17 protein-coding genes and 1 other RNA gene are annotated in these 26,947 nt (G+C 51.7%); 7 read left to right on the top strand and 11 right to left on the bottom strand.

The features are described from left to right. Positions 1-206 precede the first annotated feature (206 nt). The gene (locus tag Pan241w_RS09920) at positions 207-1,271 is read right to left on the bottom strand and encodes an alpha/beta hydrolase family protein (RefSeq protein WP_145214481.1); all 1,065 of its coding nucleotides are present in this window, start codon (positions 1,269-1,271) and stop codon (positions 207-209) included. Positions 1,272-1,444: 173 nt separating this feature from the next. Then, entirely contained in the window at positions 1,445-1,690 is a 246-nt protein-coding gene (locus tag Pan241w_RS09915; RefSeq protein WP_145214478.1) for a hypothetical protein, read from the bottom strand. Between the two features lie 296 nt (positions 1,691-1,986). On the opposite strand from Pan241w_RS09915, the gene ssrA reads away from it, so the two are divergent. Further along, positions 1,987-2,343, top strand: a transfer-messenger RNA (tmRNA) gene (gene ssrA / locus Pan241w_RS09910). Positions 2,344-2,749: 406 nt separating this feature from the next. Here ssrA and Pan241w_RS09905 read toward each other — a convergent pair. From Pan241w_RS09905 to Pan241w_RS09895, 3 genes are all read right to left on the bottom strand, one after another. Further along, entirely contained in the window at positions 2,750-6,916 is a 4,167-nt protein-coding gene (locus tag Pan241w_RS09905) for a protein kinase domain-containing protein (RefSeq protein WP_145214475.1), read from the bottom strand. A 77-nt stretch (positions 6,917-6,993) separates the two neighbouring features. Further along, positions 6,994-7,674, bottom strand: a complete 681-nt coding sequence (locus Pan241w_RS09900) for a PspA/IM30 family protein (protein ID WP_145214472.1) — start codon at positions 7,672-7,674, stop codon at positions 6,994-6,996. Positions 7,675-7,797: 123 nt separating this feature from the next. Beyond that, positions 7,798-8,487, bottom strand: a complete 690-nt coding sequence (locus Pan241w_RS09895; RefSeq protein WP_145214469.1) for a rhomboid family intramembrane serine protease — start codon at positions 8,485-8,487, stop codon at positions 7,798-7,800. Between the two features lie 312 nt (positions 8,488-8,799). Between Pan241w_RS09895 and Pan241w_RS09890 the strand changes: the two genes are divergently transcribed. The 6 genes from Pan241w_RS09890 (at position 8,800) to Pan241w_RS09865 (ending at position 20,733) form a co-directional block, all read left to right on the top strand. Beyond that, positions 8,800-9,648 (top strand): RNA polymerase sigma factor, encoded by an 849-nt coding sequence (locus tag Pan241w_RS09890; protein WP_145214466.1) that lies wholly within the window; start codon positions 8,800-8,802, stop codon positions 9,646-9,648. A gap of 207 nt (positions 9,649-9,855) precedes the next feature. Then, the gene (locus Pan241w_RS09885) at positions 9,856-13,842 is read left to right on the top strand and encodes a WD40 repeat domain-containing protein (RefSeq protein ID WP_145214463.1); all 3,987 of its coding nucleotides are present in this window, start codon (positions 9,856-9,858) and stop codon (positions 13,840-13,842) included. A gap of 618 nt (positions 13,843-14,460) precedes the next feature. Next, on the top strand, positions 14,461-15,780 hold the full coding sequence (locus Pan241w_RS09880; RefSeq protein ID WP_145214460.1) for a hypothetical protein: 1,320 nt from the start codon (positions 14,461-14,463) through the stop codon (positions 15,778-15,780). Between the two features lie 1,495 nt (positions 15,781-17,275). After that, entirely contained in the window at positions 17,276-18,595 is a 1,320-nt protein-coding gene (locus tag Pan241w_RS09875) for a sulfatase-like hydrolase/transferase (protein ID WP_198000441.1), read from the top strand. 49 nt (positions 18,596-18,644) lie between these two features. Beyond that, the gene (locus Pan241w_RS09870; protein ID WP_145223318.1) at positions 18,645-19,985 is read left to right on the top strand and encodes an arylsulfatase; all 1,341 of its coding nucleotides are present in this window, start codon (positions 18,645-18,647) and stop codon (positions 19,983-19,985) included. Between the two features lie 208 nt (positions 19,986-20,193). Then, positions 20,194-20,733, top strand: a complete 540-nt coding sequence (locus tag Pan241w_RS09865; RefSeq protein ID WP_145214454.1) for an ester cyclase — start codon at positions 20,194-20,196, stop codon at positions 20,731-20,733. Positions 20,734-21,029: 296 nt separating this feature from the next. Here the strand turns inward: Pan241w_RS09865 and Pan241w_RS09860 are convergent, their stop codons facing one another. From Pan241w_RS09860 to Pan241w_RS09835, 6 genes are all read right to left on the bottom strand, one after another. Next, positions 21,030-22,301: an MFS transporter gene (locus tag Pan241w_RS09860; RefSeq protein ID WP_145214451.1), complete on the bottom strand. Its 1,272-nt coding sequence runs from the start codon at positions 22,299-22,301 to the stop codon at positions 21,030-21,032. Positions 22,302-22,381: 80 nt separating this feature from the next. Next, complete coding sequence (locus Pan241w_RS09855; protein WP_145214448.1) at positions 22,382-23,236, bottom strand: ABC transporter ATP-binding protein; 855 nt, start codon at positions 23,234-23,236, stop codon at positions 22,382-22,384. Between the two features lie 22 nt (positions 23,237-23,258). Continuing rightward, positions 23,259-24,245: a FecCD family ABC transporter permease gene (locus tag Pan241w_RS09850; RefSeq protein WP_145214445.1), complete on the bottom strand. Its 987-nt coding sequence runs from the start codon at positions 24,243-24,245 to the stop codon at positions 23,259-23,261. A 3-nt stretch (positions 24,246-24,248) separates the two neighbouring features. After that, on the bottom strand, positions 24,249-25,295 hold the full coding sequence (locus Pan241w_RS09845; protein WP_145214442.1) for a FecCD family ABC transporter permease: 1,047 nt from the start codon (positions 25,293-25,295) through the stop codon (positions 24,249-24,251). Then, positions 25,295-26,377, bottom strand: a complete 1,083-nt coding sequence (locus Pan241w_RS09840; protein WP_145214439.1) for an ABC transporter substrate-binding protein — start codon at positions 26,375-26,377, stop codon at positions 25,295-25,297. Before Pan241w_RS09840 ends, Pan241w_RS09845 begins: the two co-directional genes overlap by 1 nt. A 106-nt stretch (positions 26,378-26,483) precedes the next feature. Then, positions 26,484-26,945, bottom strand: a complete 462-nt coding sequence (locus Pan241w_RS09835; RefSeq protein ID WP_145214435.1) for a hypothetical protein — start codon at positions 26,943-26,945, stop codon at positions 26,484-26,486. Positions 26,946-26,947: the final 2 nt, after the last annotated feature.

Here is a 26,947-nt window from a genome sequence, read left to right as displayed (position 1 = left end):
CGGCAGCTAAGAATGCTTGCAGCAGTGATAGCCCCGGTCCTTCCGAGGAAAGCACACATCAAAGCGCGATTTCCAATTTCGTATCCCACCAGCGTGTGACACTGTTCGGCTTGTCCGACAGTGCCGATCAACGAGGAACAGCAACCAAAACTCCGGTTCCTCACATTGGTAATGACGCGTTCCAGGTAAGAAACTCGCCCTGGCGATTATTCCGCTGTTTTCCAATCAGAGAAAAATGTCGTCAGCCGCCTGGTTTCGCCAAAAATATACATCGCAGCTGTGATATGTCCCGAATCCAGCCAGACTAGTTCCGGCTTCTTGCCAATCGACTCCCACAGTGCCAGTGCACTTTTGGGAGGCAGAATTTCATCGTGCTTCGCGACCACCATCAACACATCACGGTTCTGCAGTAAATGACCATATGTGTGAGGGTCGACGGGCTTCATAATCTTCAGAAACGATTCGTAAGTTCCTCCATTCTCCAGCCAGTGTTTGCGAAATAACTTGGCATGCGGGTGAGGATTTTCCCAGATTCCCAGAGCCAGATTGCCTCCACCCAGATAGATCGCCACCTTCTTGAACCGAGGCTCAGCTGCAGACGACAGCGCGGACATGATTCCCCCCAGACTGATCCCCGTCACTCCCATCCGCTCTGCATCCACTTCCTCCCGACTGGCCAGCCAGGCTGCTGCCCGCCTCACATCCAGCACGGCCTGAGTCATTCCTTCAGCGGTATGTTCGGGTACAAACGAAATCATCCGCCGCTGGCGATGCTCACCCATTCCCCGCCGCTGGGCATAATAAGGCATTTTAATGGTCAACGCCGCAATTCCCTGTCGTGCCAGTGAATTCGCCGACATCTCGGAAAGCTCAAAACCGCCCCCCAGAATATGCAGGCAGACACACGCCGGAAAAGGACCGGGGCCTTCCGGCTGATAGTAATGCCCGTGCACCGTATTATTCTCTGCGACCTCGGTTTTGACAGGCGAAGGAAACGTAATATCATATACGCGAACCGGCCCGCTCATTCGCTTAAACTGGCAGCTGAAGGGAAACGTATGCGGTTCCAGATGAAACCGCGCGGGAACTTTATCTTCCCCTGCGATCGTTTCAAACTGAACCTGTCCCTGCTCTGGAATGTCCACAAACACAGGCCCTGCAGGTTTGTTTTCCGCCTGGCTTTGACCAGCCAGAGAAAACAAAATGAAGCAGATTCCCCAGATAGTCGTAAGTAAACGCCGATTTGGTATGAGACGATTGAGACAAGCCATTGTGTATCGAATTCCCGTACAGAGATAATTCCAATTGAAGCCACCACTAAATCCGTCATTGGTGACAATAGTGAGAACCAGGCTATTTTAGACCAAAGACAGGGAATTATGTAGACCGATTTCAGGCAGAATCATACAGAAAGGAGTACACAGACTTAGAAATACACAAAGTTTTATGACTGTTCAGGCCAGACCTCAGAAGGAGACTCTTTCTCTCCTCCCTTCCCGGCATTCAGGACCCGCTCAATCTCATCGGCGGACATCCCGGAAGCCAGCATATGGTGTTTCAAATCGATCTCTTTTTGATGACAGGAAATTTTCACCCAGGCACGTGAGATGATGGCCGTCACGCCACACACGAAAGGCAGCCCGAACAGACAAATAATCGCAGTAAATCCAATGACGTCAAAATCATCCATAATTGGCCCTTGAGCAGAATCCAGCGAAATTCAAGTGAATAAAAGAGGGTTCGCTGCCACAGTTGAAATCTTGCCAGAAAACACCAATTTCAGTGGATTTAAGAACACACGACTGAGAACCGGTTCAAAACGGGAATTTTGGCACTAAATTGTTATCTATCAGGAATTTCCGGAAACAAAGTAAATTGACTCCTGCTGACCTGCTGATAATAATGAGACCGGAGCAGAAAGATTTTGCAAATTGTATTGATCTTTTTGTGACGATTTTGCGTATGATAGATGTACTACTAAGACACGGGGGCGATCGGATTCGACTGGTTCACCGTATGTTAAGGTGGCGTGCCGTGGTTGATCAGTTGGCCACGTAAAAAGCTGATCAAAACATAATTGCAAACAAGCAATTTTCAATGGCTGCTTAATATAGCAACCCCGGCTTAGGAATCCCTGTCTGAGGAGTCCGAAGGCTGGTCACAAAATCAGGCTGGTATCAGATCAATGTCCGCTCCGTCTGATACGAGATCCGTGGTGGACTGGTTTCCGAAAGGCTTTGTTTGTCGTGCCCGAAGAAACGAGACACAAACGATAAAATATGCACGTAGAGGCTTTAGCTGAGGGTTCACAGGACGCGGGTTCAATTCCCGCCGCCTCCACTTGAAAACAGCCACTTGCGATTTTCGTGAGTGGCTGTTTTCTGTCATGTAATATGACATGAGCAATTTCCGATCTGTTAACGAATCACAGGTTCAATCCCCAAATTGTCTGTTTTTGGCTCGAGGTGTCTTAGTCTTTGAGCTAAGTCGAACCAGTCTTGACTCTTGAAATCAGTCCGCCCGAGAGAAAAGATCACCTGCATTTTTCGGCACATGAGTGTCGAGAATTCGAACCAAAATGAAACTTGTCTGACATGTCGTGACAAACAGCAGAGTTCTCTCCTTAGCCCCTCCAGCTGGAACACTCCTGTCTTCAAGAAATTCTCTTTTTCCCCTGGCAGATTCATGCTAATTTTCAATCTCATACCGAATGACATTCCGGAGAGTCATGAAACTGAGTTCCGTAATTTTAGAACGATTTTCTTAATTTCCAGCGACGTATAGTACCATCTATGCTACCCGACACCACAAATTCATTGCGGGGTGAAATTGCAACGCTACTGACTGCAGCAGAATGACCGGTAAAACAGGAGATTTCCTGCTTCTGTCCAATGTCCCAATAGCGTACGGTCGCGTCTTCACTTCCAGATACGACGTAGCTCCCAGGTAGATTAAATCGCGTGATTGATGGCATGGCTACGGAATGCACCGGGCCGGAATGCCCTTCCAAAGTCGCCAGTAATTCACCACTTTCGGTATCCCAGACACGCACAGTGCGATCTCCTCCCCCTGCCACCAGTCGCGTTCCGTCTTCGGAAAGATCCATACATAGGACCTGAAATGACATCCCGCTGAATTCTTTCAGTTTCTTCTGCTCGCGCAAATCCCAGAGTTCGATCATCCGCGAATTACTGCAGACATATACCTCATGCTCCGATTGTGGCTTGAAGCAGACTGAATAGACGGGACGCTGCAATTCCAGCACGCCAACCTGTTCCCGATCTGCCAGGTTCCACAAACGAACAGAACCATCCAAGCTGCCTGAAACCAGCATGCGTGCACTGCTGGCACAATCGACGCTCGTGATCCGAGCCTGATGCCCTTCAAAGTGAACGTCATCATACTCCCCCGTCTGCAGACCAATGCGACCAAAGTTCTTCCAAGGTCTGACGCCAATATAATTTACCCTGCTGTTGCTACTCCCCGTAGCGTAGATGATCCCGGAGCCATCCGACATCGAACATAGTGCGGAAACAGGTGAGTTGACCGGGAACGTGGATTCCCGATTCAGTTTCTCCAGTTTCCAGGATCGGATGCGGTTCCGATCTCCCGCTACGATTTCATATCCGTCCGGAGAAAACATCACGGTATTGACCGGAGAATCACAGTTGATCAGATATCCGTCGCGGGGAAACTGTGGCAGCTTCCAGACCCGGACTTCAAATTCTTTCTCAGACCAGTTGGAAAGGGCACACGCCGCCAGAGTTCCATCTCTCGAAACAGCCAACTGGCAGACCTTTTGAATCTGTGGATCGTCAACGACTTTCATTTGCTGACGCACCGCGCCAGTTTCCGAATTCCAGAGTGAAATAAGCCCTTTGGAATCGGCAGTTAAAACCTGCAGACCATTCGCGGAAACAGCAGCGTGGACCACATCGGTCCCAAAGAAAATCCCTTTCTCACCAGTCAGACGATTCCACGAATTGAGAGACTGATCTTTCTGTAATGGAGCGGAAAATCCGATATCGCCGGAATCGGGAACAAACAAAAAGGTCGGCGTTTTTTTGCCTGTGTAGGAAAATCCGGTTTCCTTTTCGCCACTCAATTTTATCTGTCTCAGAGTGACAGGATCAAAGCCGTCCCCGTCAGACAAATAAAAGCCATCTCTCTCGCGGTTCCAGGCAAGTGACCGGACGGCATTGCGTGCAGGAAACCGTTTGATTTCGTGCCCTGTTTTAATGTCCCACAATCGAACCGTCTGATCCTGCCCGCCGGACAGCAGTTGCTTCCCGTCCGGTGTAAATAATAATGACTGTACGACATCGGTATGACCTTTCAGCCTGCGAAACTCGCGTCCATTTCCGTAGGTCGACCACACGCTGATTGAGCCGTCACCTAAACTCATCGCCAGCAGGTCCCCCTCGAGAGAATAAGCCAGGCGGCTGGTCGATTCCAGATGTTCTGTCAGGAAATGCGGCCCGTTATAGGAGCGTTCAGTCACATTCATCTTATTCACAGTGCCATCTGCATGGGAAGTCGCCAGACTGTTGTAGCCCCCCCCAATCATCGACGGGCAGAAGATCAGATCTTTGACCATACTCGGAAAAGCAATCCCCTGCTGCTGATAACCGTCTTCCGAAAGCTGTCTGTTAAAATGAGCCGGTAGTTCACCGGACAGAGTCGATTTTTCGTCGGCGACCTCAAATCGACTTTCATCCCCATCCCAACCGTGGATCAGCAGAGCACCAACCTTCCAGAACAGAAACAGACACGCGCTCGCAACCAGAGTCCCGGCAAACAGATAAGGCAGTAAATTCCGTTTGGCCGTCGCATCCTGCGGCGCTGTTCCCAGCACTGCTCCCCTGGCATGGGCTGCGTGAATCCGGGCATTCAGCAGATCACGCTGACAAATTAGTTGCTGTAATCGCGCATTGATCTGTGCCCGCTGCAGGGCCATAGACTCCAGTTGTTCCTGTTGTTGCACGGACTGACGGCGAACCTCCTCCGCCTGTTGTCTGCAGTGGCTTTGTTCCTGAAACGCCTGCTGTTTCAGATCCGTTTTAGCTGCTGTTTCTGCCCGCGACTGAGCCTCCTCAGCCGCGCTCTGCCAGCGGTCGGCCAGTCGGTTCAGTTCCTGTAATGACGATTCTGCTTCCCGGTAGAGCGTCTCTAAACTGCTTTGTCGCCACTGGTACTCCTGAATGGCCCCCTCAAACTGCTGCTGTGTACTCTTTAACTGCTGCAGCAGTTCGGGAGAGTATTTCCGGAACAGATCCTGCACTTTTCGCAACTGACGCTTCCAGAAACCGGAGGGCTGTTTTTCCTCACATGCATCCGGCAACAGTAGTGCTTCAAAGCGGGGCGATTCAATTATAGTGGTCCAGGACGGTTCCCTAATCGAATCAGATCTGGAGACGTTTGAATTACCGAGGGTAGAAGAGTCAGCCTGGAGTCGCGGTTCAGTTGCGGCATCAAATCTCAAGCGGAATTCACGAAGATCCGCCATCACCAGTTCAGCCGACTCATAACGTTCCACCGGTAATTTCGCCATCAGCCTGTTAATAATCCTCACCAGTGGTTCGGGTACGTCTGGAGCCAGCTTGTGGATCGGCTCAGGCGTTTCATAGGCATGCTGAAAAATCATGGAGGTCGGGCTGTCCGCCTGAAATGGCAGTCGGCCAGTGAGCATCTGATAGGTGAGAACTCCCAGGGAGTATAAATCGGAACGGGGGTCGACAGGTAACCCGCGCCCCTGTTCCGGCGAGATGTAGTCGACCGTCCCCATGATGACTCCGCTCGCCGTCATTTCCGTTTTTGTGAGCAGCGATTTCACCAGGCCGAAATCAGCCAGTAGAACTTTGTGGTTGATGCGATCGAGTAGAATATTTCCCGGTTTGATATCGCGATGAATCATACCTTCCGCATGCGCTGCCGCTAAGCCGCACAGGACCTGCTCGATAATGGTCAGAGTCTGTGTGATCTCAATCGTCGATTTCCGTTTGAGGAGATCGGCCAGAGTTTCTCCCTCGACATACTGCATCACAAAATAATGGTATCCCTGATCTTCTCCAATAAAATAGATGGGAATGATATTGGGATGGACCAGCCGGGCTGCCGCGGTGGCCTCAGCATAAAAGCGTTTTACAAATTCATCCTGCCGAGCAAATTCGAAAGGCAGGACTTTGATGGCAACCTGGCGATCGAGCGCACTTTCATACCCCAGATAGACATCTCCCATTCCTCCCTGCCCGATGCGTTTCCGAATTTGGTAGTGCCCCAGCCTCTGAAACGGGAGCTCACTACCGCTTTGTGATGTGAAAAGTTCAACGGAGTCGATTGCATCCGATTCGGACAGGTCTGCCTGCAGGGGCCTCAAGGCAGCTCGAAAACTCTCGATATCTCTGATCACCGCTGCGGGTTCGAATCCCAGTGTGCGATCAATAAGTGCTCGAAATTCCGTCGGAACTTTCGCTCTGGACCTGGGACTCCGCAGATAGGCATCGACCTTCTCGCCGGTCAGTAAATAACATAAGAGTGCCCCCAACTGGTAGACGTCGATCCGCTCGGGATCAAGTTGCAAGCCAGCCTTTCGGAGAGCTGCTGCTGCATTTTTCCGGTTAACGGAAACTTCCAGTAAATCGACGCTTTGCAGCTCTGGAGGAAACAGTTGCTGATCAAAATCAGTATGTCTGAAAATTCGGCTCTCGTCAGCTACAGATAATTCTGGCTTTCCATCCTGATCCAGAAAGATTTCATCGGGAGCGATCCGGAGATGTAATCGCTGTGACTGGTGCAGAGTGTAAACCTGATCGGCCAGATCGGCAATCAGCGTATAGATCTCATCGCGAGAGAAGTTCTCTCCCTCGAATGCTGTTAGAGACTGATGCGTTTCACTTTTCACTGAGCCATCGATCATAACAGACAGATCATCATTATTCGGGTTTAAGTTCACACGTCTGTACACAGACTATCATCGGGCGGCCTTTCAGTCGATCACTGACCAGAATGATGTGCCTGCTTGAGTTTCTCAAGTTCCTGATCGATTTCGCTATCGCAGACAGCCCTCTCATCCCTGCCGCAGCAGACGGGATCGATTCCCTGCAATTCGGCCAGAGCATCGGCTTCCGCTTCTGCCTGCTCGACTTTCTCTCTCATCTGCTCAAATTTATTGAAAGCAGTATCGTCCAGATCAAGATTCATTTCTCCGGAACGGGCATAGATTTTTTTTCGTACCAGCGCTGCTTTATTCCGGGCCGATAAAGTTGCCAGGCTGCGTTTTGCTTCCGCAAGCTTGGCTTTCATTCCCTCCAGTTGATGTCGCAATGTCTGATTGGCATCCTGACAGACTTTCAGTTGATCGTGGAGCGCGATAGAAAGTTTTTCATGTTCTTTTTTTCGAGAGAGAGCTTTTCGCGCAAGTTCGTCATCTCCCGATGCGACAGCCTGCGCCGCACGTTCCTGCCAGTGCCGGGATTCATTTTCATTATGGGCCATCTCTTTCGCCAGTTTCTTTTCACTTGCCAGCGATTTTGCCGTTTCCAGCATGGCAGTCCTGATAGAACTTTCCATTTCGGAAATCGCCTGCGACAGCATCAGTTCCGGATTTTCGTACTCTTCTAGCATCTCCCCCAGGTTAGCAGAGAGAATATCGCTGATTCTTTTAAATATACCCATTTTAGTACCTTTCTTGCGATTGAATTCTGAGATTTTCCGTCAGAAGTCTTTAGAATGACTTTGATGTAATTACAGAGCAAACAGATATAACTGTAAGCATGGCTGAAACGAACGACCGCATCCTCAACTCATGACCGTCTGCTGAGGAATCGTGATTCTCTCTGGCAGCAGTAATACAGCCGTGATGCCACACACAAACCCGATCAGATGTCCAAAGCTGGTGAGATGTATCTGCCCCCGGAGTAGCCAGATCAGAAATCCCATTAGTTCGAGCATCAGAAACAACATGGAAAACAGCAGCACATGTATGGAAGCCCGATCCCAGCGGATGAACCATTGCAGTCCATATTGGGGCAGCCGTAACAGGCCAAGCAAAATCGTCAGGGGAAACAAAACCAGAAAATGAACTTCAACCCGTTTGGCTGGCAACAGCAACGTTGCTGTTGCCAGCACAGCGAAAACCGCTCCGGAAGAACCAAACAGCACGCTGTTCCCAAAACAGCGTGCCAGAACTCCGATAACAACAATGGTTCCCAGGTAAGTAATCGCATAGTAGAAATTACCAATCCGACGATTCACTGGATTACCAACTACCCACAGATACCACATATTAATCAGAAGATGAAACAGACCACCATGCGCAAAACCGTACGTCAGAATCGTGATCAACCGTGTCCCGGGGCCAGTCATCAGCGACTCCAGCGGAACCAGAAAATAGAACAGCATGTTCAGACCAATCAGCACCAGATTGGCTGCAGGAACCGTTCCGGGGCGAATCGGAGTCTCCAGCTGCATGGGAATCGGAAAAAACATGATCGTCTACCTGTTTTTAAAAGGAATCAAATGACCGTCTTGCGTCACTTCGGATTGAATGGCATCGACAGACCAGAACAGTCTGGTCGGGTCACTCTCTTCATGTAATAAAGATCCGCTTTCGGTTCAGCTTTTAAAAGAATTTTCTTGAGAACTCATATTGGATGTTCAATAATGGAACCCAGCATAATCACGTGACACTGGAGACTCCCCAGTGCGGATTCAGTAAATTCTGAGCACTAAGATCCTTTATTTCCGACAATTCGCTCCCCCCACAGAGCAGCATGGCTGCAGCAGGAAAGTTCCGTTTCGATGCCATTTCCGGAGACACGCCATACTTTAATTCAGCGAATTGCCACCAGCGGGAATGAAGACGATTGGCGGACATTCATGACGGACTATTGGCGGCCCGTCTGTCGCTTTTCCATGCGTTGGGGAAAAATCAATCTTACAGAGGCAGAAGAAGTCGCTTCCTTGACCTTTGTCGCCTTAATTCAAAATCAGCTGCTGTCGCGCTGGCTCTCGAATCCCTCCGCCAGGCTGCGTACTCTGCTCTGTGCGGTGATCCGGAACGTCCTTTCCAATCGCGCTAAAGTCGAGACAGGACGACAGAGCATTCTCACAAAACTGGCCAGAGATCCTGCGCGACCTGACTGGATTCTGGACAGTCAGGCCGCGTCGCCCGAGCAGCTGGACCTCTTCTATGCCACCTGGGTGGAAGAACTGCTGCAGGATTGTGTCGAAACAGTCATGGCAGAATATTATTCCACGAATCGCGGCGATTACTTCAGGGTACTCTACGGCAAGATTTGTGAGCAATTGACAGCCCGGGAAATCGCAGAGCATCTGGGCCTGACAACGATGACCGTCGAAAATTATTTTAAACACAGCCGCAGACAACTGGCAGAATGTCTCGAAAAAACACTGGTAGCCCGGGTTCGTCGTTATAGCGATCCTCAGAATTTTGACATCGAATATAAGCAGGAATGGGAATCCCTGGGCAACTATCTGACAGCGCAGGGAGGCCTGGAAGAGGCAGTCCACAGATCTTATTCCGCATTGGATTCGCTGGAGCTGAGAAAACGAGAGCAGCAGTCGGTAATGGATGTACTGAATCGCCTCGATCATCAGGCTGCCTGCGATCCAGCCCCCGAATCATGAGCAATCGGCTACAGCACCGGCTGCTTCAAACTGCGTACTGCTGAAATTCGAGAGAAATCAACATTTTTCCGGAATTGCGTACCAGATCTGCATTCCGGTTACATGAAATAGACAGCAGGTGCCTGTAACAGGGAGCGACAACCATCGTCAACCGACCTGAGTTCCCCTTATTTGCCAGAAAACAACGTACTCGTTTTGAGATGATTCATGACTGACTCTGAAGAGAAAAAGTTCAGACTGAAATCCCGCCGCGTCTATCGCTGGTCATTCATCGGACTGTTAATGGTGATTGTACTGGTCGAATGGTATGCCCAATCGTCACAAAGCAGGAGCGTTGTTGCTCTGGATGAAGCGATGAACAGGCTGTCCGCGAATCAGGAACTTCCTTTTGAAAAGTTTCAGGCCTTGCAGCAGGGTTTCCCCAGTGTCACCGTTGACGACTCTGGAATCCGGCTCCGCAAGATTCATTATCGCTGGAGCGGAGTCTTCAAAAATTACCATTTGCGTTTTGTTGTGGATCAGAATCAGAACATTGTGACCTACGACACCAAGTCAGAGGGTAATGTGGAAGGCATTACGATTTTCACACAAACCGAGCCCGACAGTCAGCTGAAAAAGGTCATGCAGGAGCAGTCAGCGCTCGAAGAGGTGGAGAAATTCTATGCCAACATGACCCCGGCACTGCCGATGCATATCTCCATGATCGCAGCCCCCAAACAAAAGGCTGATCAGGACTCAGCGGATCCCTCAGCAGAACCGCAGCTGGAACCTGCCCCCGATCACCAGTTGCAAATCCGCTCACGGATCGAAAAGCATTCGCCTACGCCTCTGATCGAACGACCGCAGACAGAGCTGCAGCAGGAGATCGATCTGCGCTGGCAACAGTGGTATCTCAATCGTTTTCTCGGCTCTTATCAGAAATATGGACATCGAGCCCCCCGCTGGGACGAACAGGCTGTCGCCTTCCTGACAGAATGCTGTGCTCTCGCCAGCCAGGGAGACTTCAAAAAAGGAGCTGCAGCCCGTCTGGAGGAACAGGGAAAATTCATCGAGTCGACCGGCTGCGACGATCCCGTTGTCCGCATTTTTTATCTCCGCGCGCGGGCGGCCACCAGGCCCCCGAATCAACAGAAACAGATGCTCGACGAAGCATTGAAAACAGTGCTTTACCATTTTCAGGAAACCCGCTATCCACCAGACATTCAGCTGGAAGGTTCACTGCTCGTCCGTGATCTTGCCAGGGATCCTATCGCCCAGTGGACCGTTCCCGATCATTTGCTGTCCATCTGGGCTAACAAAAAAACAACAGAAGCAGACCATTACTGGAAAGCGGCCCAGCATCTGGTCTCTGTACTAACCAACAGAAAACTGAACCGCGATGAACGCCGTTTCCTGTTGAAGCACATCCTCAACAACTTTGATCTGCGTCTATCCCGCCTGTTCAGGTTGATTGTAGTCACACTGGAACAGTCCGAAAATGCAGACCCCTGGCTGACCCAGATGTTGAAAGGCCATTTATATTATCGTCTGGCCATTGATATCAACGCGATGCATGCCAATTACTGGACCGAACCAGAGAAGACTCGACAACATCTTGAATACCTGTCGTTTTTCCAGCCAGAGCAGGCTGAAATCGCCCGCGACTGTTTTCAGCAAGCCTGGCAACTGGAACCGGATTTGCCCGAGGCCCCCTATCAAGTGATGCTAGTCAATCAATTGATCGTCGAGAAATTTAACAGCCAGGCTGTGACACCAGCTGAATTTCGTTTCTGGTTCGATCAGGTTATCAGCACACAATTTGATCATGCGGCTGCGTACGACACGCTGATTCAGGTCTACCAGCTTCCCATTTTTGCTGAACGCGAAAAACGACTGCTTTCTTTTGGTGAAGAATGTCTGCAGACAAAACGGTTCGATACCATCGTTCCCGGCAAGTACATCAAAATGCTCAGCAGCCTCAAACCGGTTTCGGATCGTAAAGAGCTCCTGACCCGTCCTGCGATCGCGGAGAATCTGACTAAAGTCATTGCGGGATACCACGCCCACCCGGAAACTTCTCCCGAGGTCAGGAATGCAGGTCAGTCCCTGATTGCCTATCTGAAATGGATCAACGGCAATCGGGATGAGTCCCGAAAGATGGTGGATGAACTGGGAACAGATTTCTCTGGAAACCTGCTGACTAACTTTGGAATCACCAGTTCGGAATTCTTCAGCCAGATGACCTCCCCTGCACCTGACAACAAAGCTTATGCCGCCGCGAAAGGTGTTGTCTCACACATCTGCTTTGTCAACGAAGGAAAACAGTTTCTGACGGGGAATGAAAACGGGGTTGTCACGGTCTGGGATGTAAAAACGCAACAAAGTCTGCACGAATTCAAAGACCATACCCGGCCTGTCACATCAATCACCTACTCCAGAAACCAACAACTGGTAGCAACATCTGCCCTGGACGGTAAACTGATCCTGCGCAAAGCGGACGACTTTTCCATCGTCAAAACCATTGAACTGGAAGCGGGTATCTTCCAGTCTCTGTTTTCTCCTGAAGGAACCACCATCGCGGTCTCAACAGGAGCAGACACGCAAACAGGCTTCGGGATCAAACTCTGGGATACCAAAAGTTTCGAACTGACAAGAGCGTTCGAGAATGAAAGTGATCTGGTATTTTCGCTCTCCTGGTCGCCGGATGGAAAACAGCTGGCTGCCACCTCAGCAACTTTTGACAGCTATAAAGTCATCGGCCATTGCGTCAGAGTCTGGGATTCCCAGACAGGTCAGTTGGTCCAGGAACCGATTTCGGTTCTGGCGAACCACCATGGTGTGTGCTGGTCTCCCGATGGAAAAACACTTGCCATATTCGGTGTTGATAAAGTGAAAATTCAGTATACCGACTGGGAAATCCCCAAAGTGAAAATCGTGGACGTTGCCTCCCGGAAGGTCCTGCATACATTTCAGTCCCACATCATGCGGGTCTCGGACATCGCATTCACGGCAGACAGTCAGTCCCTGCTGACGACCGGACTGGATAAGACTCTGGTAACCTGGAATCTCTCTACGGGAAAACGTCAGAGCACCTTCATGGAAACTTCAGAACGTCTGCTTTCGGTCGCTGTTGCACCCGACAATCAACTGGTGGCCTTGAGCGGTACCGAGGGGGAACTGCAGACGCGGCCTTTGAATGAACTGCTGACCTACAAGTATCAGTCACAACCTCTGCTGAAACACCGCTTCCGGGCGATCAGGCACATGCAACTTGATGCTACGGGTGAGCTACTCGCAATCGGGGATTACATCGACGGCGTTCGCATCTGGAATGCACAGACAGGAAAACCACTCCCACTGCACTTCCCTGTACCGGAAGGGAATTATATGAACCACTTCGACATCGCCCGGGAAGGTAATCTGATCGCGCTGGCCTGCGGCACGATGGATCATACCTCGGGCGTTGTCCTGTTATACAATTTAGAAACGGGAGAATTTCTGCAAGAGCACCCGATCGACTGGCATGGAGCACGATGCGTCCAGTTTACTTCTGATGGAAAAACTCTGTTCTCCAACGGTCCTGAAAATGATATCATCGCTTGGGACACCGTTACAGGAAAAACACGCGCGTGGGAAATGCCATTGGGACATCTCACACATATTACCGCCATGGTTCTCTCGCCGGGCGGAAACTACTTATATACATCTTCCCCTGCCGACCAAACGAAAGGAGGGCGAGACATCAACCCCAAACTGAATCGTTGGGAGCTTCCCCAGACTCAGCTCAATGAAAAACACTTCATCGAACCATTCGAATATAACCAAAGAATGTTTCAATACGCCGGAGCTCGCAAGCTGATCCTCTCACTAGATGGCACGCGTCTGTTTGGAGATCGATTTCAGTATGATCTTAATAAGCTATTGAGGCTTAGCCCTGTTCAGGGAATCTTGGTAGCCGTCAGCCCTGCTGGTGATCAATATGCCTGCTGTCTTACTGAAATTAATGTGCCACGCAGGACAAAATCCGTATCCTTGTTATTATATTCCTATAATCAGCCGACTCAGAAACCGCTTAAATTTGCGAACGATCTGAAAGACATGATTCACAATGCAGTCTTCGGCAGAGATGGACAACGGCTCTACTCTGCAAGTGGAAATCAGCAGATTCTGGTTTGGGATCTGAAAACACGCCGCCCCTTAATGAGATTGAATTGATTTACACCATACCAAACCTGCAACCTAATCCCATTATAAATTATCATGAAGAGACAGCTCAACAAGAACTGGATTCTTCGTCAATCCACGGTACCAAACTTTTCCTGTCCGAAATAATGTCCGATACGTTGTCCGACTGTGTCCGATTCAGCAAATCCAAACATCAATCGTCACGCCAGTCGTCTCAACCCAAGTGTTGAATTCAATAGGACTTATTGAGATTATTTTCAGCATAAATATCCCCTCAGGAGCGACACCCGCCGCCTCCACTTGAAAACAGCCACTTGCGATTTTCGTGAGTGGCTGTTTTTATTTGATTTACGGCAATCTCCTTGATTTTCGAGGTTTTTTAAACGTCCGAGAAACAGCTCTTCCGTAAATCACTTGTTTTCAGGTGTTTTCCACTTCCAGTCGGGAACCCCTTCACCTCCAGTTTTCATATTGTAAGCATTTGTTATAAAAGAGTTTGCTGGTTTTATGGACGCGGGATTAGATCCCACGTCTTTTTCTTATTATGATAAGCAGAATTGCTGCTGAAACTCGTTTGCGTAGTAGCATCACTCCAGAACATTCTTTGGGATAATCCCGCTACTCAAGACTTAATAAGGTGTATTACACATGACTGCCTCGACGTCAATTCTCTCGGATAAACTGCACGAGTACCCCCAACAAGATGTTATCGACGGAACCAGCGGAGGATCGGATTCGATTCTCGATGACTGCCTTAACAGTTCCGACGGGGTATTGCAATTACTGCACCGTTACGCTGGCCGGACATTTTGTACGCCAGGGAAACGCCTTCGCCTTGATGCGCAGTCGTACTACCCGGACTACATGAACGGTACGGGCCTCGATGAAATCTGGATGTGTTGCACTGTTCCCATCGTGACGGGGGTCATCGACACACGCACGAATAAGGCCCCTTTCCGCGAAGGTGAATCACACGTACTCACTCCGAACGGACAAGTCATCTCGCTGCAGGATTTGATCCTCGCCAATCCAGAAGCTGTCATGGGTGAGAAGATCACGGCCTTCTCAAAATCGCTGTACGGCGACCCGACCTGGCCGATTGTGTCCAAGAAGTTTGATAATCTGAATCCAATTCCGCACCATCTTCATTGGGCGAAGTGGGAAGTCTATGACATCAATTCTTACGACAACCCGGGAGTCTGTCCGTCACATTATCACACCACAGCAATGGGACTGTACCCGTTCATCACCAAGGATCAGTTTCTTGATTGTATGAAGAGTTTCGGCAAAGGCGATTATAACGGAGTTCGTCATTTGTCTCCGCACACGATGATGCATATTGATAACGGCTTCGTGATGCCAAACGGTGTGCTTCACTCGCCGACGGACCTTTGCACACACGAGCTGCATGTCACGATGGATGAGCACTTCCTGGCTGAGGACCTTACGCTTGATGGGCGTATCGGAGCAGCGGACGCGTTTTATGCCTGCCGGGAAGAAGACTATCCGAAGGATCGGCACGAAGACTGGGAGTACCTGGTTGAAAAATTCGACTTCGAAGCGAATCAGGATCCGGAATTCGTTCTGAAGAATTCACGCCCGGCAATCACCGCCGAAGAATTCGCAGGCGACGGAGTAGACGCCAAGTGGATTGTTTACGGCGATTTCCTCGGCGATCAGAAATGCTCCATTCTTCGTCTCATTATTGAGCCTGGCGCCAAGACGAATTTCCGCCCGGAGAGTCCCGCGCTGTTCCACACGAATGGTGGAAGCGGCCGTGTCGGAAAGCTCAAAGTGCGATATCACCAGGATATGAAGCTGGGCGAGCTCTATCCCGAGATTGGATTCATCACTCAGGCCGCACTTAATAACGGCGGCGTGGAAATCGAAAACACAGGAAACGAACCACTCGTGTTGACCTTCGACTTCCCGCAGAATGCGCACTCCAAAACGCCCGGCGTTTTCTGATGTGAACAACTTACATTCAGGAAACCATCCACTACTCACAGAGGAGTTGTTCCACACGGAATAACTCCTCTTTTTTTTCGATTTCAAATAGCCAGATAGCATTTCTTTAATCGTTCTAAGCGTGATTCTGAGGACAACAGGAAAACCCAATTTCCAACGGCACATTCCGTCAGCGTGTGCCACTGCTCGGCTTGTCCGACAGTGCCGATCAGAGAAAACGGCAACCAATCTGCCGACAACAATCACAATCAGCCATACCGCGTTAGAGCCGGTTCCTCTCTTTAAAAAGAACGATTCGCATTCAGAAACAGAGCCCACTTCCCTGCGTTTTGCTCGCACCATGCTGCCACCTCTTCATCTCTGAAGATCCATCCCCGTCTGCTGTATAAAATTGTCTTGACGCCATTGTGCCGTTCTTCATGATCTCTAGTTATGCGTCGCGCGCATGCACACTACTGGTTCAGGTGCAGACCCGGAACGAAACAAACGGCACCATGCAATAAACCGCTGGTTTGAGCACGATTTTCCCAAACCAACCCCGAAAAAGTTATGCGGGTCGACACACGCCGCCGCACATCACCACATAACCAACACCGCCCGCCGCTCACACAACACGTCCCACCACACTTCTCCACAGAACGTTTCTCAAATCCCCTTGACCGGCTCACGCCATTCGCAAAAATCTGTTTCACAACCATGATACTCTCTCCCGATGTAGGGGCGAGTCGATGTGCTCGCCCGCCTCGCGACATCCCATTCACAAAAAAGAACAACTGGAACCAGCACGACCAACAAAAAAGCAAGCGGGCCGGCGCTAGCCGCCGGTAAAAAAACAAACGAACCACCGGCAAACCAATCCTACCACATCGCCAAGGCACCACGAGAGATAAACATCCCGCACCAGGCCTGAATCAACGACCCCTGATCAAGTTGATCAGCAACCAGAGCGCCTACACTATTAGCCGCAGGGCGCCAGGTAACGTTTATTTAATAGTTCTGATCCTGATTTTGAGGTCTACAGAGTAAGCTATGTAAGAATTCACCTTAGCCGACGGTGTGTTGTTGCCCCTGTTTACTGGACTCTGACCGCAGAAAAGTCCCATTAGCCGCAGGGCGTTAGCCCCGGTTTCTCCCCATTTGCAAAGACCAATTCGAATTAAGAAACGCTACCTGGCCGTGATGAATTCCGGTCTGGCTTAGGTTGCGGTCATGAGAATCACATTCAATCATGAAAGAAACACAACCTGACCCAGCAGGTCTATTTTCTGCTATAGCGCGTCACATTTAACTATAGCGTGTCTCAATCTAATATACTCGAGCCAAATGGCCCTGGAGACGCTACAATAAAACTGGACACAGTCTAGCAGGTCTAGTCGTATGAGATTATAGTGTAAAGTAGAGTTAATCATATTTACTCAATCAATCCTTTGTTTCGTTGAAATCATCAGACGTCATGCGTTGCGCTTTTATATATCTTCTGACCTCCGTTTTTTGCGTGTTGATATGCCTGGTTTTGCAGGCGGCTGAGAAACATCCGCCAAATATTGTTTTGATTCTAGCCGATGATCTTGGTTACGGTGATCTGGGTTGCTACGGAAACCGTCACGTCCGCACTCCCCACATCGATCGACTGGCTGCGAGCGGATTAAAGTTTACCGATTTCCATTCCGCCGGTGCCATGTGTACGCCAACCCGGACCGCGATGCTCACGGGGCAGTACCAGCAGCGTTTTGGATCTGAGTTTGAGGGAGCTTTATCAGGGAAAGCAGATCGCGAGATCGGGCTCCCCCACCAGGCGGTGACCATGGCCGAGCTGCTGAAACAGCGAGGGTATGCGACCGCCTGTTTCGGGAAGTGGCACCTGGGCTACCAGCCTCCCTGGCTGCCCACCAGTCAGGGATTTGATCTGTTTCGAGGTCTGGCCTCGGGGGACGGGGACCATCACACTCACATCGATCGCTCAGGCAATGAGGACTGGTGGCACAACAACGCGATCCAGATGGAAGAAGGTTACACCTCCGACCTGTTGAGCAGATACAGCGTAGAGTTCATCGAAGCCAATCGCATGCGGCCCTTCTTTCTCTATGTACCGCATCTGGCGATTCACTTTCCCTGGCAGGGGCCAAAAGATCCGCCTTATCGGAAAGCGGGACAGCCTTACCATGCAGACAAATGGGGCATCATTCCCGATCCGGCAAATGTCAGTCCGCATACGCGGGCGATGATCGAATCCCTGGATCAGAGCGTGGGACAGATACTGTCTACGATCCAACGTCTGCGACTGGAGAAGAATACGCTCGTCATCTTCACTTCGGATAATGGTGGCTATCTCAACTATGGAAAACAGTTTCACCACATCTCCAGTAACGGTCCCCTGCGCGGTCAGAAGGGGACGCTGTACGAAGGCGGGCATCGCGTGCCCTGCCTGATGTCATGGCCGGGAACGATTCGAACCGGAGTAACAAATCAGACCGCTCATTCCATTGACCTGCTCCCCACCTTTTCGAACGTGGCAGGGATACCAGCGGCGGACTACCAGACCGACGGCATCGACCTCTCGCCACTCTGGAAGTCGGAACGCTCATTAGATAACCGTAACCTGTTCTGGCGGATGGGAAACCGCCGCGCGATCCGCAGTGGACAATGGAAGCTCTGTGTGACCAACAATCGCAACGAGTTGTTTAACCTGGAAGTCGATGTCGGCGAACAGCAGAACCTGGCGGCGGCGCACCCGGAAATTGTCAACAAACTGAACCAGAATTTAAAGGGATGGGAAGCGGATGTGGATACGAGCGCTCAGAAACTTAAAAACTGAAACTAGCCGCGGACAGCGATTTCTATTTGCCTCAGTCATGTTCTGGCTGATGGTCTGCGTGCCAGTTCCGGTACAGGCTGCTATGAAAGAGCGTCCGAATATCATTTTCATCATGGCCGATGATCTGGGTTATGGCGATTTGGGTTGTTACGGACAGAAGCTGATCCAGACGCCTCACATCGATCAGTTGGCCACGCAGGGGATGCGCTTCACTCAAGCCTATGCAGGCGCTTCGGTCTGCACGGCGTCACGGGCTGTGCTAATGACCGGGCTGCACAACGGGCATACTCCCGCGCGGGACAATATCCCCCATTACCCGACCTACCTGCAGGAAACGGATGTCACCATCGCCGAGGTTCTGCAGAAGTCAGGTTACCTGTGTGGCGGCGTGGGAAAATGGTCGCTGGGAGATGCAGGCACTGTCGGACGGGCCACGAACCAGGGATTCGATATGTGGTTCGGCTACCTGAACCAGGACCACGCCCATTATTACTTCACCGAATATCTGGACGACAACGAAGGCCGCCTGGAACTGACGGGGAACCGCAAATCCCGTCAGCAATACAGTCACGATCTGCTGACGGACCGCGCGTTGAAATTCATTCGCAAGTCGGCCGCTCAGCCCTTCTTCCTCTATGCGGCTTATACGCTGCCCCACTTCTCCGCGAAAGCGGAAGACCCGCACGGCTTGGCAGTGCCATCGACCGAACCTTATTCGGACCGGGACTGGGATGCCAAATCAAAAAAATATGCCGCGATGATTCATCGACTGGATCGGGATGTGGGACAGATCACACGCCTCATCGATGAGCTCCAGTTACGCGAGCGAACGCTGATTATTTTTACCAGCGACAACGGAGGCCACAAAGGCGTTCCCAGGCAGTTCCGAACGAACGGGCCGTTGCGGGGTTTTAAACGGGATCTCACGGAAGGAGGCATTCGCGTGCCCTTCATTGCACGCTGGCACGGCGTCATTCCTGCAGGCAAAGTGAGCGACACAGTCATCGCCTTCCAGGACATGCTGCCCACGTTTGCAGAACTGGCGAGGGCCCCGGTTCCCACGGGCCTGGATGGCCTGTCTGTGCTCCAGGCATTCAAGTGCGAGCCTCTACCGGTGAAACATGACTATCTCTACTGGGACTACGGTCACTGCCGGGCTCGCTATGATCAGGCGGTGCGCTGGAAGCACTGGAAAGGAATTCGCCACGGCCAGGAGGGAGAGATCGCCCTCTATGATTTGAATCAGGATCTGGGAGAATCCACGGATGTCGCGGGAAAACATCCCGAGGTCGTGCAACAGATCAAAAAGATCATGGCGACCGCGACAGTGCCCAGTGAACGCTATCCCATCGGCACGCTATACCGCGGGAAAGCACTGTGGCAGCCCTGAGAATGGCGGTGTTTTTTAATGGAATTTACAAGTATGGGCGTTAATTCCCCCGCACCAGAAGTGAATCAACGATCCCTGATCAAGTCGTATCTTATTAAAGTTATTAAAGGGAAAGTTATTAAAGGGGTCAGGACTCTTTTTAAATCAAAGAGTCCTGACCCCTTTTCTATCCTCCAACATGTGTTCTTACGGAAAGTAGTTTCGACGAATGACTGAATACACTGACGCAGAGAAACAACTGATCGACGTCTGGGAAGCCCATACAGCGGCTGAGTTTGAACATCGGGATGCCGATGCAGCCATCGCAACCATGACGGATCACCCGGTGTTAATTCATGTTCCAGTCAACACTGGTGCAACCGGGAAAGAGGCTTTGCGAAAATTTTATGCAGAAATCTTCATTCCCCAGGCACCTCCTGACATCGACCTCCAACTGCTCACCCGCAGTGTAGGACAAAACCGGATCATTGATGAATTCATTCTGCGTTTCACTCACACCCTGCGTATGGACTGGTTCGCACCCGGTATTGAGCCAACAGGTCGCAAACTGGCAGTGCCTCATGTCGGCATCGTCACTTTTGAGGATGGCAAGATCAGCTCTGAGCACATCTACTGGGACCAGGCCACGGCACTGGTACAACTGGGACTCCTGGACGAGAAGTTACCCGTACTCTCCGACACTCAATGCGACCGCCTCCTGGATGAAAATGCCCCCGTCAACCAGCTGATAGAGCGAGGCATGCCTTAAGGGGCACGATTGGAACTGCATTCCGTCTTAACAACAGATCAATTGGAACCAATAAAAAAGTAAGCGGGACGGCGCTAGCCGCCGGTATTTCCCCATTGAATAAGCCGTAGGGCGCCAGGTAGCGTTTCTTTAATCGTTCAGAGCCTGATTTTGAGGTCTACAGCGTTAGCTATGTAAGATCAAACCGTAGCCGATAGTGCGACATTGCCTTTATTGTCTAGGACAATGACCGCAGAAGAAGCCACTAGCCGCAGGGCGTTAGCCCCGGTTAACGTCTTAGCTAGCCACCGTTCGATTTAAGAAACACTACCTGGCCGCGGTTTCAGCTTCCAGCAGAGTCCCACCGAAAGAATGCCGGCCGCGATGCTCCAGACTGCAATCAGTCCAAACTGATCGGCGGCCCAGCCAAACAGTGGTAACAAGACAGCCACCGTCACCGCTCGGGATACACTTTCCAGTGAGAGCAGAGAGGCCCGCTGTGCCTTCAGCATCTGAGTATTGAGTTCGCTGACAAAGATGGGCCGCCTCAGATTCTGCAGGAGTGTCAGCACAGTCAGGATCAGAATTCCCGGCAGCAGCCCCCATTTCAGATTCAACGTACATGCTGCCAGCACCAGACCTGCCAGCAACCCTGCCTGGTACACCCGATTCAGGGCCACACAGCGATCGCCGGTCTGCTGTTCAAAATGGGGGCTGAGCCGCGCGCCCAGACTGCCCACGCTGTCCCGCAGAAATTCACTGAGTCCCACCCAGAACGCCCCCATTGCTGCGATACCGGAAGCGCCTGGAGCAGCGATGATCGAAATCCCCAGCAGCCCCAGTCCGACTTTGAGAAAGGGTTGGGTGAAGTACTTGAGGATGATTTTCAACTGACTCTCAAACAGGACCGACTGAATAAACAGCGCCCGAAAACCGGAATGCTGCCACATCACGCGGAAGGGCCGGCTCTCTACTGGTAGCGAGGCGGTTTGCTGGTGCTGGCGTTCCCGCCACACATCACCTTCCAGACTGCGCGGATAAGTCAGCAGCAAGACAAATCCACAACAGGCGGCTCCCGCGGAAAGATAAAACAAAGGTGCATAGTCGCGCGACCATGTCAGCAGAATTCCGCCGCAAATCGCTGCCGTCGCTGAGGTCAACTTGGAAACCGAGCGGGTACGACCAATGAGTTGAGTCGCCCGTTCCGACTGGCCCGTCGAATCGAGATAGTCGAGCATGATCGCTTTGTGCGAACCAGTGCGCAGGGCCTCGCCCAGCGCGAAAAACATCAGGCATCCCGCCAGCCAGAAGAAAGCCGGTATGTTCGCACCTCCCTGCCCCGTCATCCCGAAACCGACGAATGAAATGGCATACATGGCGAAACAGAGGGCCGTCACCCGCCGGCGCCCCCAATGATCGGCAAGCAGACCGGAGGGAAACTCCAGCAGTACTGTCACCAGATGCTGCAGACTGAGCAACAGTCCCAAACCGGTATACGACAGATCCTGATCCAGAAAAAAGAGAATCAGAAACGGATCGGAAAACCGCAGATTCTTGAAAAAGGAATAGAGGTAGAACCGCAGTATCATTGCTTACATTTCCAGTCCGGATCGTGGAAAACGAGATTCGATTTCCGTTTCAATATCGAGTTCATCCATTCTCAGCTGACTCAGTTCCCACCCGCTCCAGAACGGTTCCCATGAGAGGATTCCCTGTCCCCATCATCACTTTTGCTTTGACGCGAGACAGGCCTGATGGGAACGCAATAGGGGGCGTGGGTTGTTGCATCATTCGACACCTCTGCTTCCACTCCAAAAACTTGAGACAGCATTTCCGTCGTCATGACTTCAGCGGGTGATCCCTGCCAGGCGATCTCTCCTTCACGCAGGGCCACCATGTAATGAGAAAACCGCGCCGCCTGATTAATGTCATGCAGGACTAACACAATCGTTCGCTGATGTTCCTGCTGAAGACGCTGCAGGACGTTAAGTACTTCCAGTTGGTGTGCCAGATCCAGAAAGGTTGTCGGCTCATCCAGCAGCATAATTTCCGCATCCTGCGCCAAGGTCATGGAAATCCACGCCAGTTGCCGCTGCCCTCCAGAGAGTTCTCCGAGCGGGCGGTCCGCCAGATGAGCGATTCCGGCAATGTCCAATGCCCGGTCGATCGCCTGTAGATCCTTTTGACTGGAATATCCCAGCCAATTGGCGTGTGGGAATCGCCCATATGCGAGCAATTCGCGAACCACCAGGCCATCAGGTGCATCAACTTGTTGCGTCAGGATGGAAACGCGTCGAGCGACTTCTCGCGTGTTCATCTTATGGATCTCCTGTCCATCCAGGTACGCGGCACCGTGGGTCGGCTTCATCAATCGTGCCAACCCTTTCAGCAATGTCGATTTCCCTGAACCATTCGGACCGATCAGTGTCGTAATCTGGTTCGCTGGTAATTCCAACGAGAGTTGACGAACAACCTCATCACCATCATAGCGAAGCGAGAGGCTTTTAGATTTCAGTTGAATCATTGTTTACACTCCTCCAGATAGATCAACCGCGCGTCGTCATCAACAGGTACAAAAAATAGGCTCCGCCCAGTGCGCTGACAATGACTCCCGCCGGCATCTCGACGGGAAGAAACAGAGTGCGTCCCAGAGTATCAGCCAGCAACAATAAGGCCGCTCCGACCAATGCCGCAGCGGGAAGCAACGGCAGGTGGTTCGGCCCGACCAACCGTCGCCCAATATGTGGTGCGACCAATCCCACGAACGCGATGCTGCCCACGACAGACATCGCCGCCGCACCAATCGTTACACCGAACAATAATAGAAAGATCCGCCAGCGTCCAACGGCCAGGCCCAGGCCCAGACCGGTTTCTTCTCGCAAACGTAACAGATTCATGATGTGGTGCAAGCTCCACACGACCGGCAATGTGATCCCCAACCAGCCGCCCAAGGCGGCAACATAGTTCCAATCCGCTTTGTTCAGACTGCCCGCCATCCAGGCAACCGCTCGCGCATACGCCTGACGGTCAACATTCAACGACAATACCAATGTGAAGGCCCCAATGGCTGTACTCACGGCGACTCCTGTCAGCAGTAATCGAATCGGCGAAAGAGCATACCGATCATAAGCCAGAATACAAACGAGAAGAACCGTTGTCATCGCGCAAACAATGCTCATTACAGGCAATGTCCAGGGAGAGATCAACTCAGATCCTCCGAAAATGATTGCCAGACTGACGCCCAGATTTCCGCCACTGGAAACTCCCATGATGCCGGGTTCGGCAAGATCATTTCGCAAAACGCACTGCATGAGTACGCCTGAAACGGCCAGGGCGGCGCCGACCATCACGGCCATCAGGATACGCGGTAGCCGAAAGGACAGCAAGATCATGCGCTGGATCTCATCTCCCTCGCCAAACAAGATTTGTCCCAATCGCAAAGGCGAGAAGGATTGGTTCCCCAGGCTCAGACTGGCCAGCGCGATTGCAAGCAATACCCCGAGAAGCAGCAGAAAGATTTGTTTACAAGTCATTCGTTACTCTCCCTCGTCGAGGTTGCGAGCGGACGAACGTCTTCTGGCCAGGTAAACGAAGAACGGAGCACCGATTAAGGTCGTAAACAGTCCGAGTGGCACTTCCCGGCCCTCCACCAGCGAACGCGATGCAATGTCCGCGATCATGGTGAGACAGGCACCCAGAGCGACGGAAAGAGGAATGATGCGACGATAGTCCACACCGGCGAACATCCGGGCAAAATGCGGGACCATCAGACCAACGAAACCGACCGGTCCGGCCACTGCAATCGCTCCGCCGGTCAGCAGCAGCACCGCGAATGTCGCCCCCAATCGCGTCAATGTAGTTCGTTGCCCCAGTCCCGCAGCAATTTCCTCTCCCAAATTGAGAACAGTAACCGCTGGTGACAAGGCCAGCGCCACCACCAACCCAATCAGACAGACAGGTAACAGGACAAATACTTGCGCCCAGGAGACATGTGAGACACCTCCCACGGTCCAGTAGAGCATTTCATCATGGAGTGAGAAATAGATCGTCAGACCATGCGTAATCGCCCCAAACATGGCGGAGACAACGGCGCCCGCCAGTGCAAAACCGGCAGGCGTCATCCCACGTCGCGAAAGCAACGTGACCGAGCAGACGGTCAGGTAACCGCAGACAGCACCGCCCAATGATAATCCGATGGCAGCGCTATAACCCAGACGGGGATTGACTAACAAGCCAATTAACAAACAGAGTGTTCCACCGGCACTGAGTCCCATGATCGATGGTCCCGCCAATGGATTCCGCGTGACGCCTTGCATCAGCGCGCCAGATGTTGCCAGGCACGCACCGACGAGTCCCGCAAGAACAGCACGCGGTAAACGGAGTTCACGTAAGACGAAGTGCGCATCACTGGCGTTGTTGAACTGGGTGAATGCTTGCCAATACTCGTGTCGATGAACCACAGTCGGCCCCACACTCAATGAGTACATGCCTGTGAGCAGAGTCAGCGCTGCGACGATACCGAGTAAAATCCAGTACTGAGTCGAACGCGAGTTTTTCCCTCTGCAGCTGCGATCTGCCGACATTACTGCCTGCCCCGATCTGCAAACTCGCTCGCCGGTGGTGTGTCAGTCTCCATCGTCTCCGGGGCAATCGCGTGCAGAATTTCGTCGAGCATTTGGGACTTCGCCAGAAAACCCGGACGCAGCCACTGATGCTGGTCAGTCAGCGAATACACCTGCCCGGTCTGAACCGCAGGGACTCGCTGCCATGCCGGATGAGACAGCAGAGTACTCCAGGAGCGTTGAGCACCCTGATTGGCCTCTGCAGCGACGAAGATGAATTCCGCATCGAGTTGCAGCAATGATTCCGGAGATAACATAAATCCGCGGGGAGAGTTCTCGATCAGGCCTGGTGCGGCGAGTTCAAGTTCGTCATATAACATCACGCCGCCACGCGTATGACCATGGATGTAAAACTGCTTGCCGAAGATGCGAAAAAAGGCAACTTTGCGGTTGCCGATCTTCGCCTGCAATACTTGCTTTGCCTGTTGAATGCGGGCGTCATAAGCGGCGACGGTTTGCACGGCGATTTCACGACGGCCTAAAAGTGCTCCCAGATCAAGCACCCGTTGACGGTTGTTATCTCCATCGCCCGCCATAACTACGACAGGAGCAATCCGGGAGAGTTGATTGTATGTCTGTGGATCGCCTGAAGAGGAAATAATCAAGTCCGGTTGAACCGTTGCCAGCGTCTCGAAGTTGGGCTGCGCCACTCCCATCAACTGATTGATTCCTACGACGCCTTCCAGACGCTGCGCAAGGTAGTCAGAAAAGCTGCCATTCATGCAGGACGCCGCCGCAGGTTTGACACCGATGGCAAGTAACTCGTCGGTGAACGCCAGGGAACAGATTCGTTCCGGTTGTCGCGGCACGAGGACCGTTCCCATCTGGTGCGTGACCGATAATTCATTGCCCTTACTTGTCACGAGCAAGGGAGTCTTGCCCATGCCCGGCGGTTCGCTCTGTTCCGCTTTGCCAGTGCCTTTCGCTCCCGGCTTCTGTTGGCTGATGTCCCCGGTAGCGGGGGCAAACCGCACCCCAACGACCAGACCGACCATCGTCAGCACACTTGCGAACAGAGCTTTTATCAACGTCGACTGCTTCATCCCAGAGTCAGTTTCATTATCTTTGGTGTGACCACCTCAATTCCTGAATCGTTACGACACATGCCGGATATTGCCTGACACACCGGGTATCGGTAACTTCTGAGCATCACGACCCCTTTAGTACCTTCACGTTCTCCAGAACAATCGGCTTGAGGGTGTTTTCACCTTCGCTAATTGTAATTCGCAATTCCGATGACTTAGGGTCCGCGTACTTTCCCCCCATTCGATCAGCTCCCGGATCATCCCGCCCAGGATATTGTGGCCAGTAGATGGCAACAATGTACTCACCAGAGGGGGCACCATCGTCGATATCGTAACAGGAGAATGTGAACCTTCCGTCCGCGTCCACTTTGCCGGCAGGCCGTGTGCCACGCTCATCGAAATCTCCGTTAACCGGATGCAGACCGATAATCGCACCCGTCGCCGGTTCACCATTCACGGTCAGCAATCCCGATGCCGGATAAACGGTCACCGAACTAACGGAGCCGCCACAACCGACGGCGAACAGACAAATCAGGCTTATCCCAAAAGCATAACTTCGACGTATGTTTGTGTCCTTATAAGACATCT

This window comes from Gimesia alba (genome assembly GCF_007744675.1).
In the GTDB taxonomy this organism is placed as follows: Bacteria; Planctomycetota; Planctomycetia; order Planctomycetales; family Planctomycetaceae; genus Gimesia; species Gimesia alba.
This window is presented reverse-complemented; position numbering and strand designations above follow the sequence as displayed.

Excerpts from the sequence above, each read along its gene's own strand:
- Pan241w_RS09885 (WP_145214463.1), top strand. The coding sequence starts at position 9,856 with ATGACTGACTCTGAAGAGAAAAAGTTCAGACTGAAATCCCGCCGCGTC.
- Pan241w_RS09890 (WP_145214466.1), top strand. The coding sequence starts at position 8,800 with ATGCCATTTCCGGAGACACGCCATACTTTAATTCAGCGAATTGCCACC.
- Pan241w_RS09860 (WP_145214451.1), bottom strand. The coding sequence starts at position 22,301 with ATGATACTGCGGTTCTACCTCTATTCCTTTTTCAAGAATCTGCGGTTT.
- Pan241w_RS09835 (WP_145214435.1), bottom strand. The coding sequence starts at position 26,945 with ATGTCTTATAAGGACACAAACATACGTCGAAGTTATGCTTTTGGGATA.
- Pan241w_RS09865 (WP_145214454.1), top strand. The coding sequence starts at position 20,194 with ATGACTGAATACACTGACGCAGAGAAACAACTGATCGACGTCTGGGAA.
- Pan241w_RS09855 (WP_145214448.1), bottom strand. The coding sequence starts at position 23,236 with ATGATTCAACTGAAATCTAAAAGCCTCTCGCTTCGCTATGATGGTGAT.
- Pan241w_RS09880 (WP_145214460.1), top strand. The coding sequence starts at position 14,461 with ATGACTGCCTCGACGTCAATTCTCTCGGATAAACTGCACGAGTACCCC.
- Pan241w_RS09915 (WP_145214478.1), bottom strand. The coding sequence starts at position 1,690 with ATGGATGATTTTGACGTCATTGGATTTACTGCGATTATTTGTCTGTTC.
- Pan241w_RS09895 (WP_145214469.1), bottom strand. The coding sequence starts at position 8,487 with ATGTTTTTTCCGATTCCCATGCAGCTGGAGACTCCGATTCGCCCCGGA.
- Pan241w_RS09840 (WP_145214439.1), bottom strand. The coding sequence starts at position 26,377 with ATGAAGCAGTCGACGTTGATAAAAGCTCTGTTCGCAAGTGTGCTGACG.
- Pan241w_RS09870 (WP_145223318.1), top strand. The coding sequence starts at position 18,645 with ATGGTCTGCGTGCCAGTTCCGGTACAGGCTGCTATGAAAGAGCGTCCG.
- Pan241w_RS09845 (WP_145214442.1), bottom strand. The coding sequence starts at position 25,295 with ATGTCGGCAGATCGCAGCTGCAGAGGGAAAAACTCGCGTTCGACTCAG.
- Pan241w_RS09920 (WP_145214481.1), bottom strand. The coding sequence starts at position 1,271 with ATGGCTTGTCTCAATCGTCTCATACCAAATCGGCGTTTACTTACGACT.
- Pan241w_RS09905 (WP_145214475.1), bottom strand. The coding sequence starts at position 6,916 with ATGATCGATGGCTCAGTGAAAAGTGAAACGCATCAGTCTCTAACAGCA.
- Pan241w_RS09850 (WP_145214445.1), bottom strand. The coding sequence starts at position 24,245 with ATGACTTGTAAACAAATCTTTCTGCTGCTTCTCGGGGTATTGCTTGCA.
- Pan241w_RS09900 (WP_145214472.1), bottom strand. The coding sequence starts at position 7,674 with ATGGGTATATTTAAAAGAATCAGCGATATTCTCTCTGCTAACCTGGGG.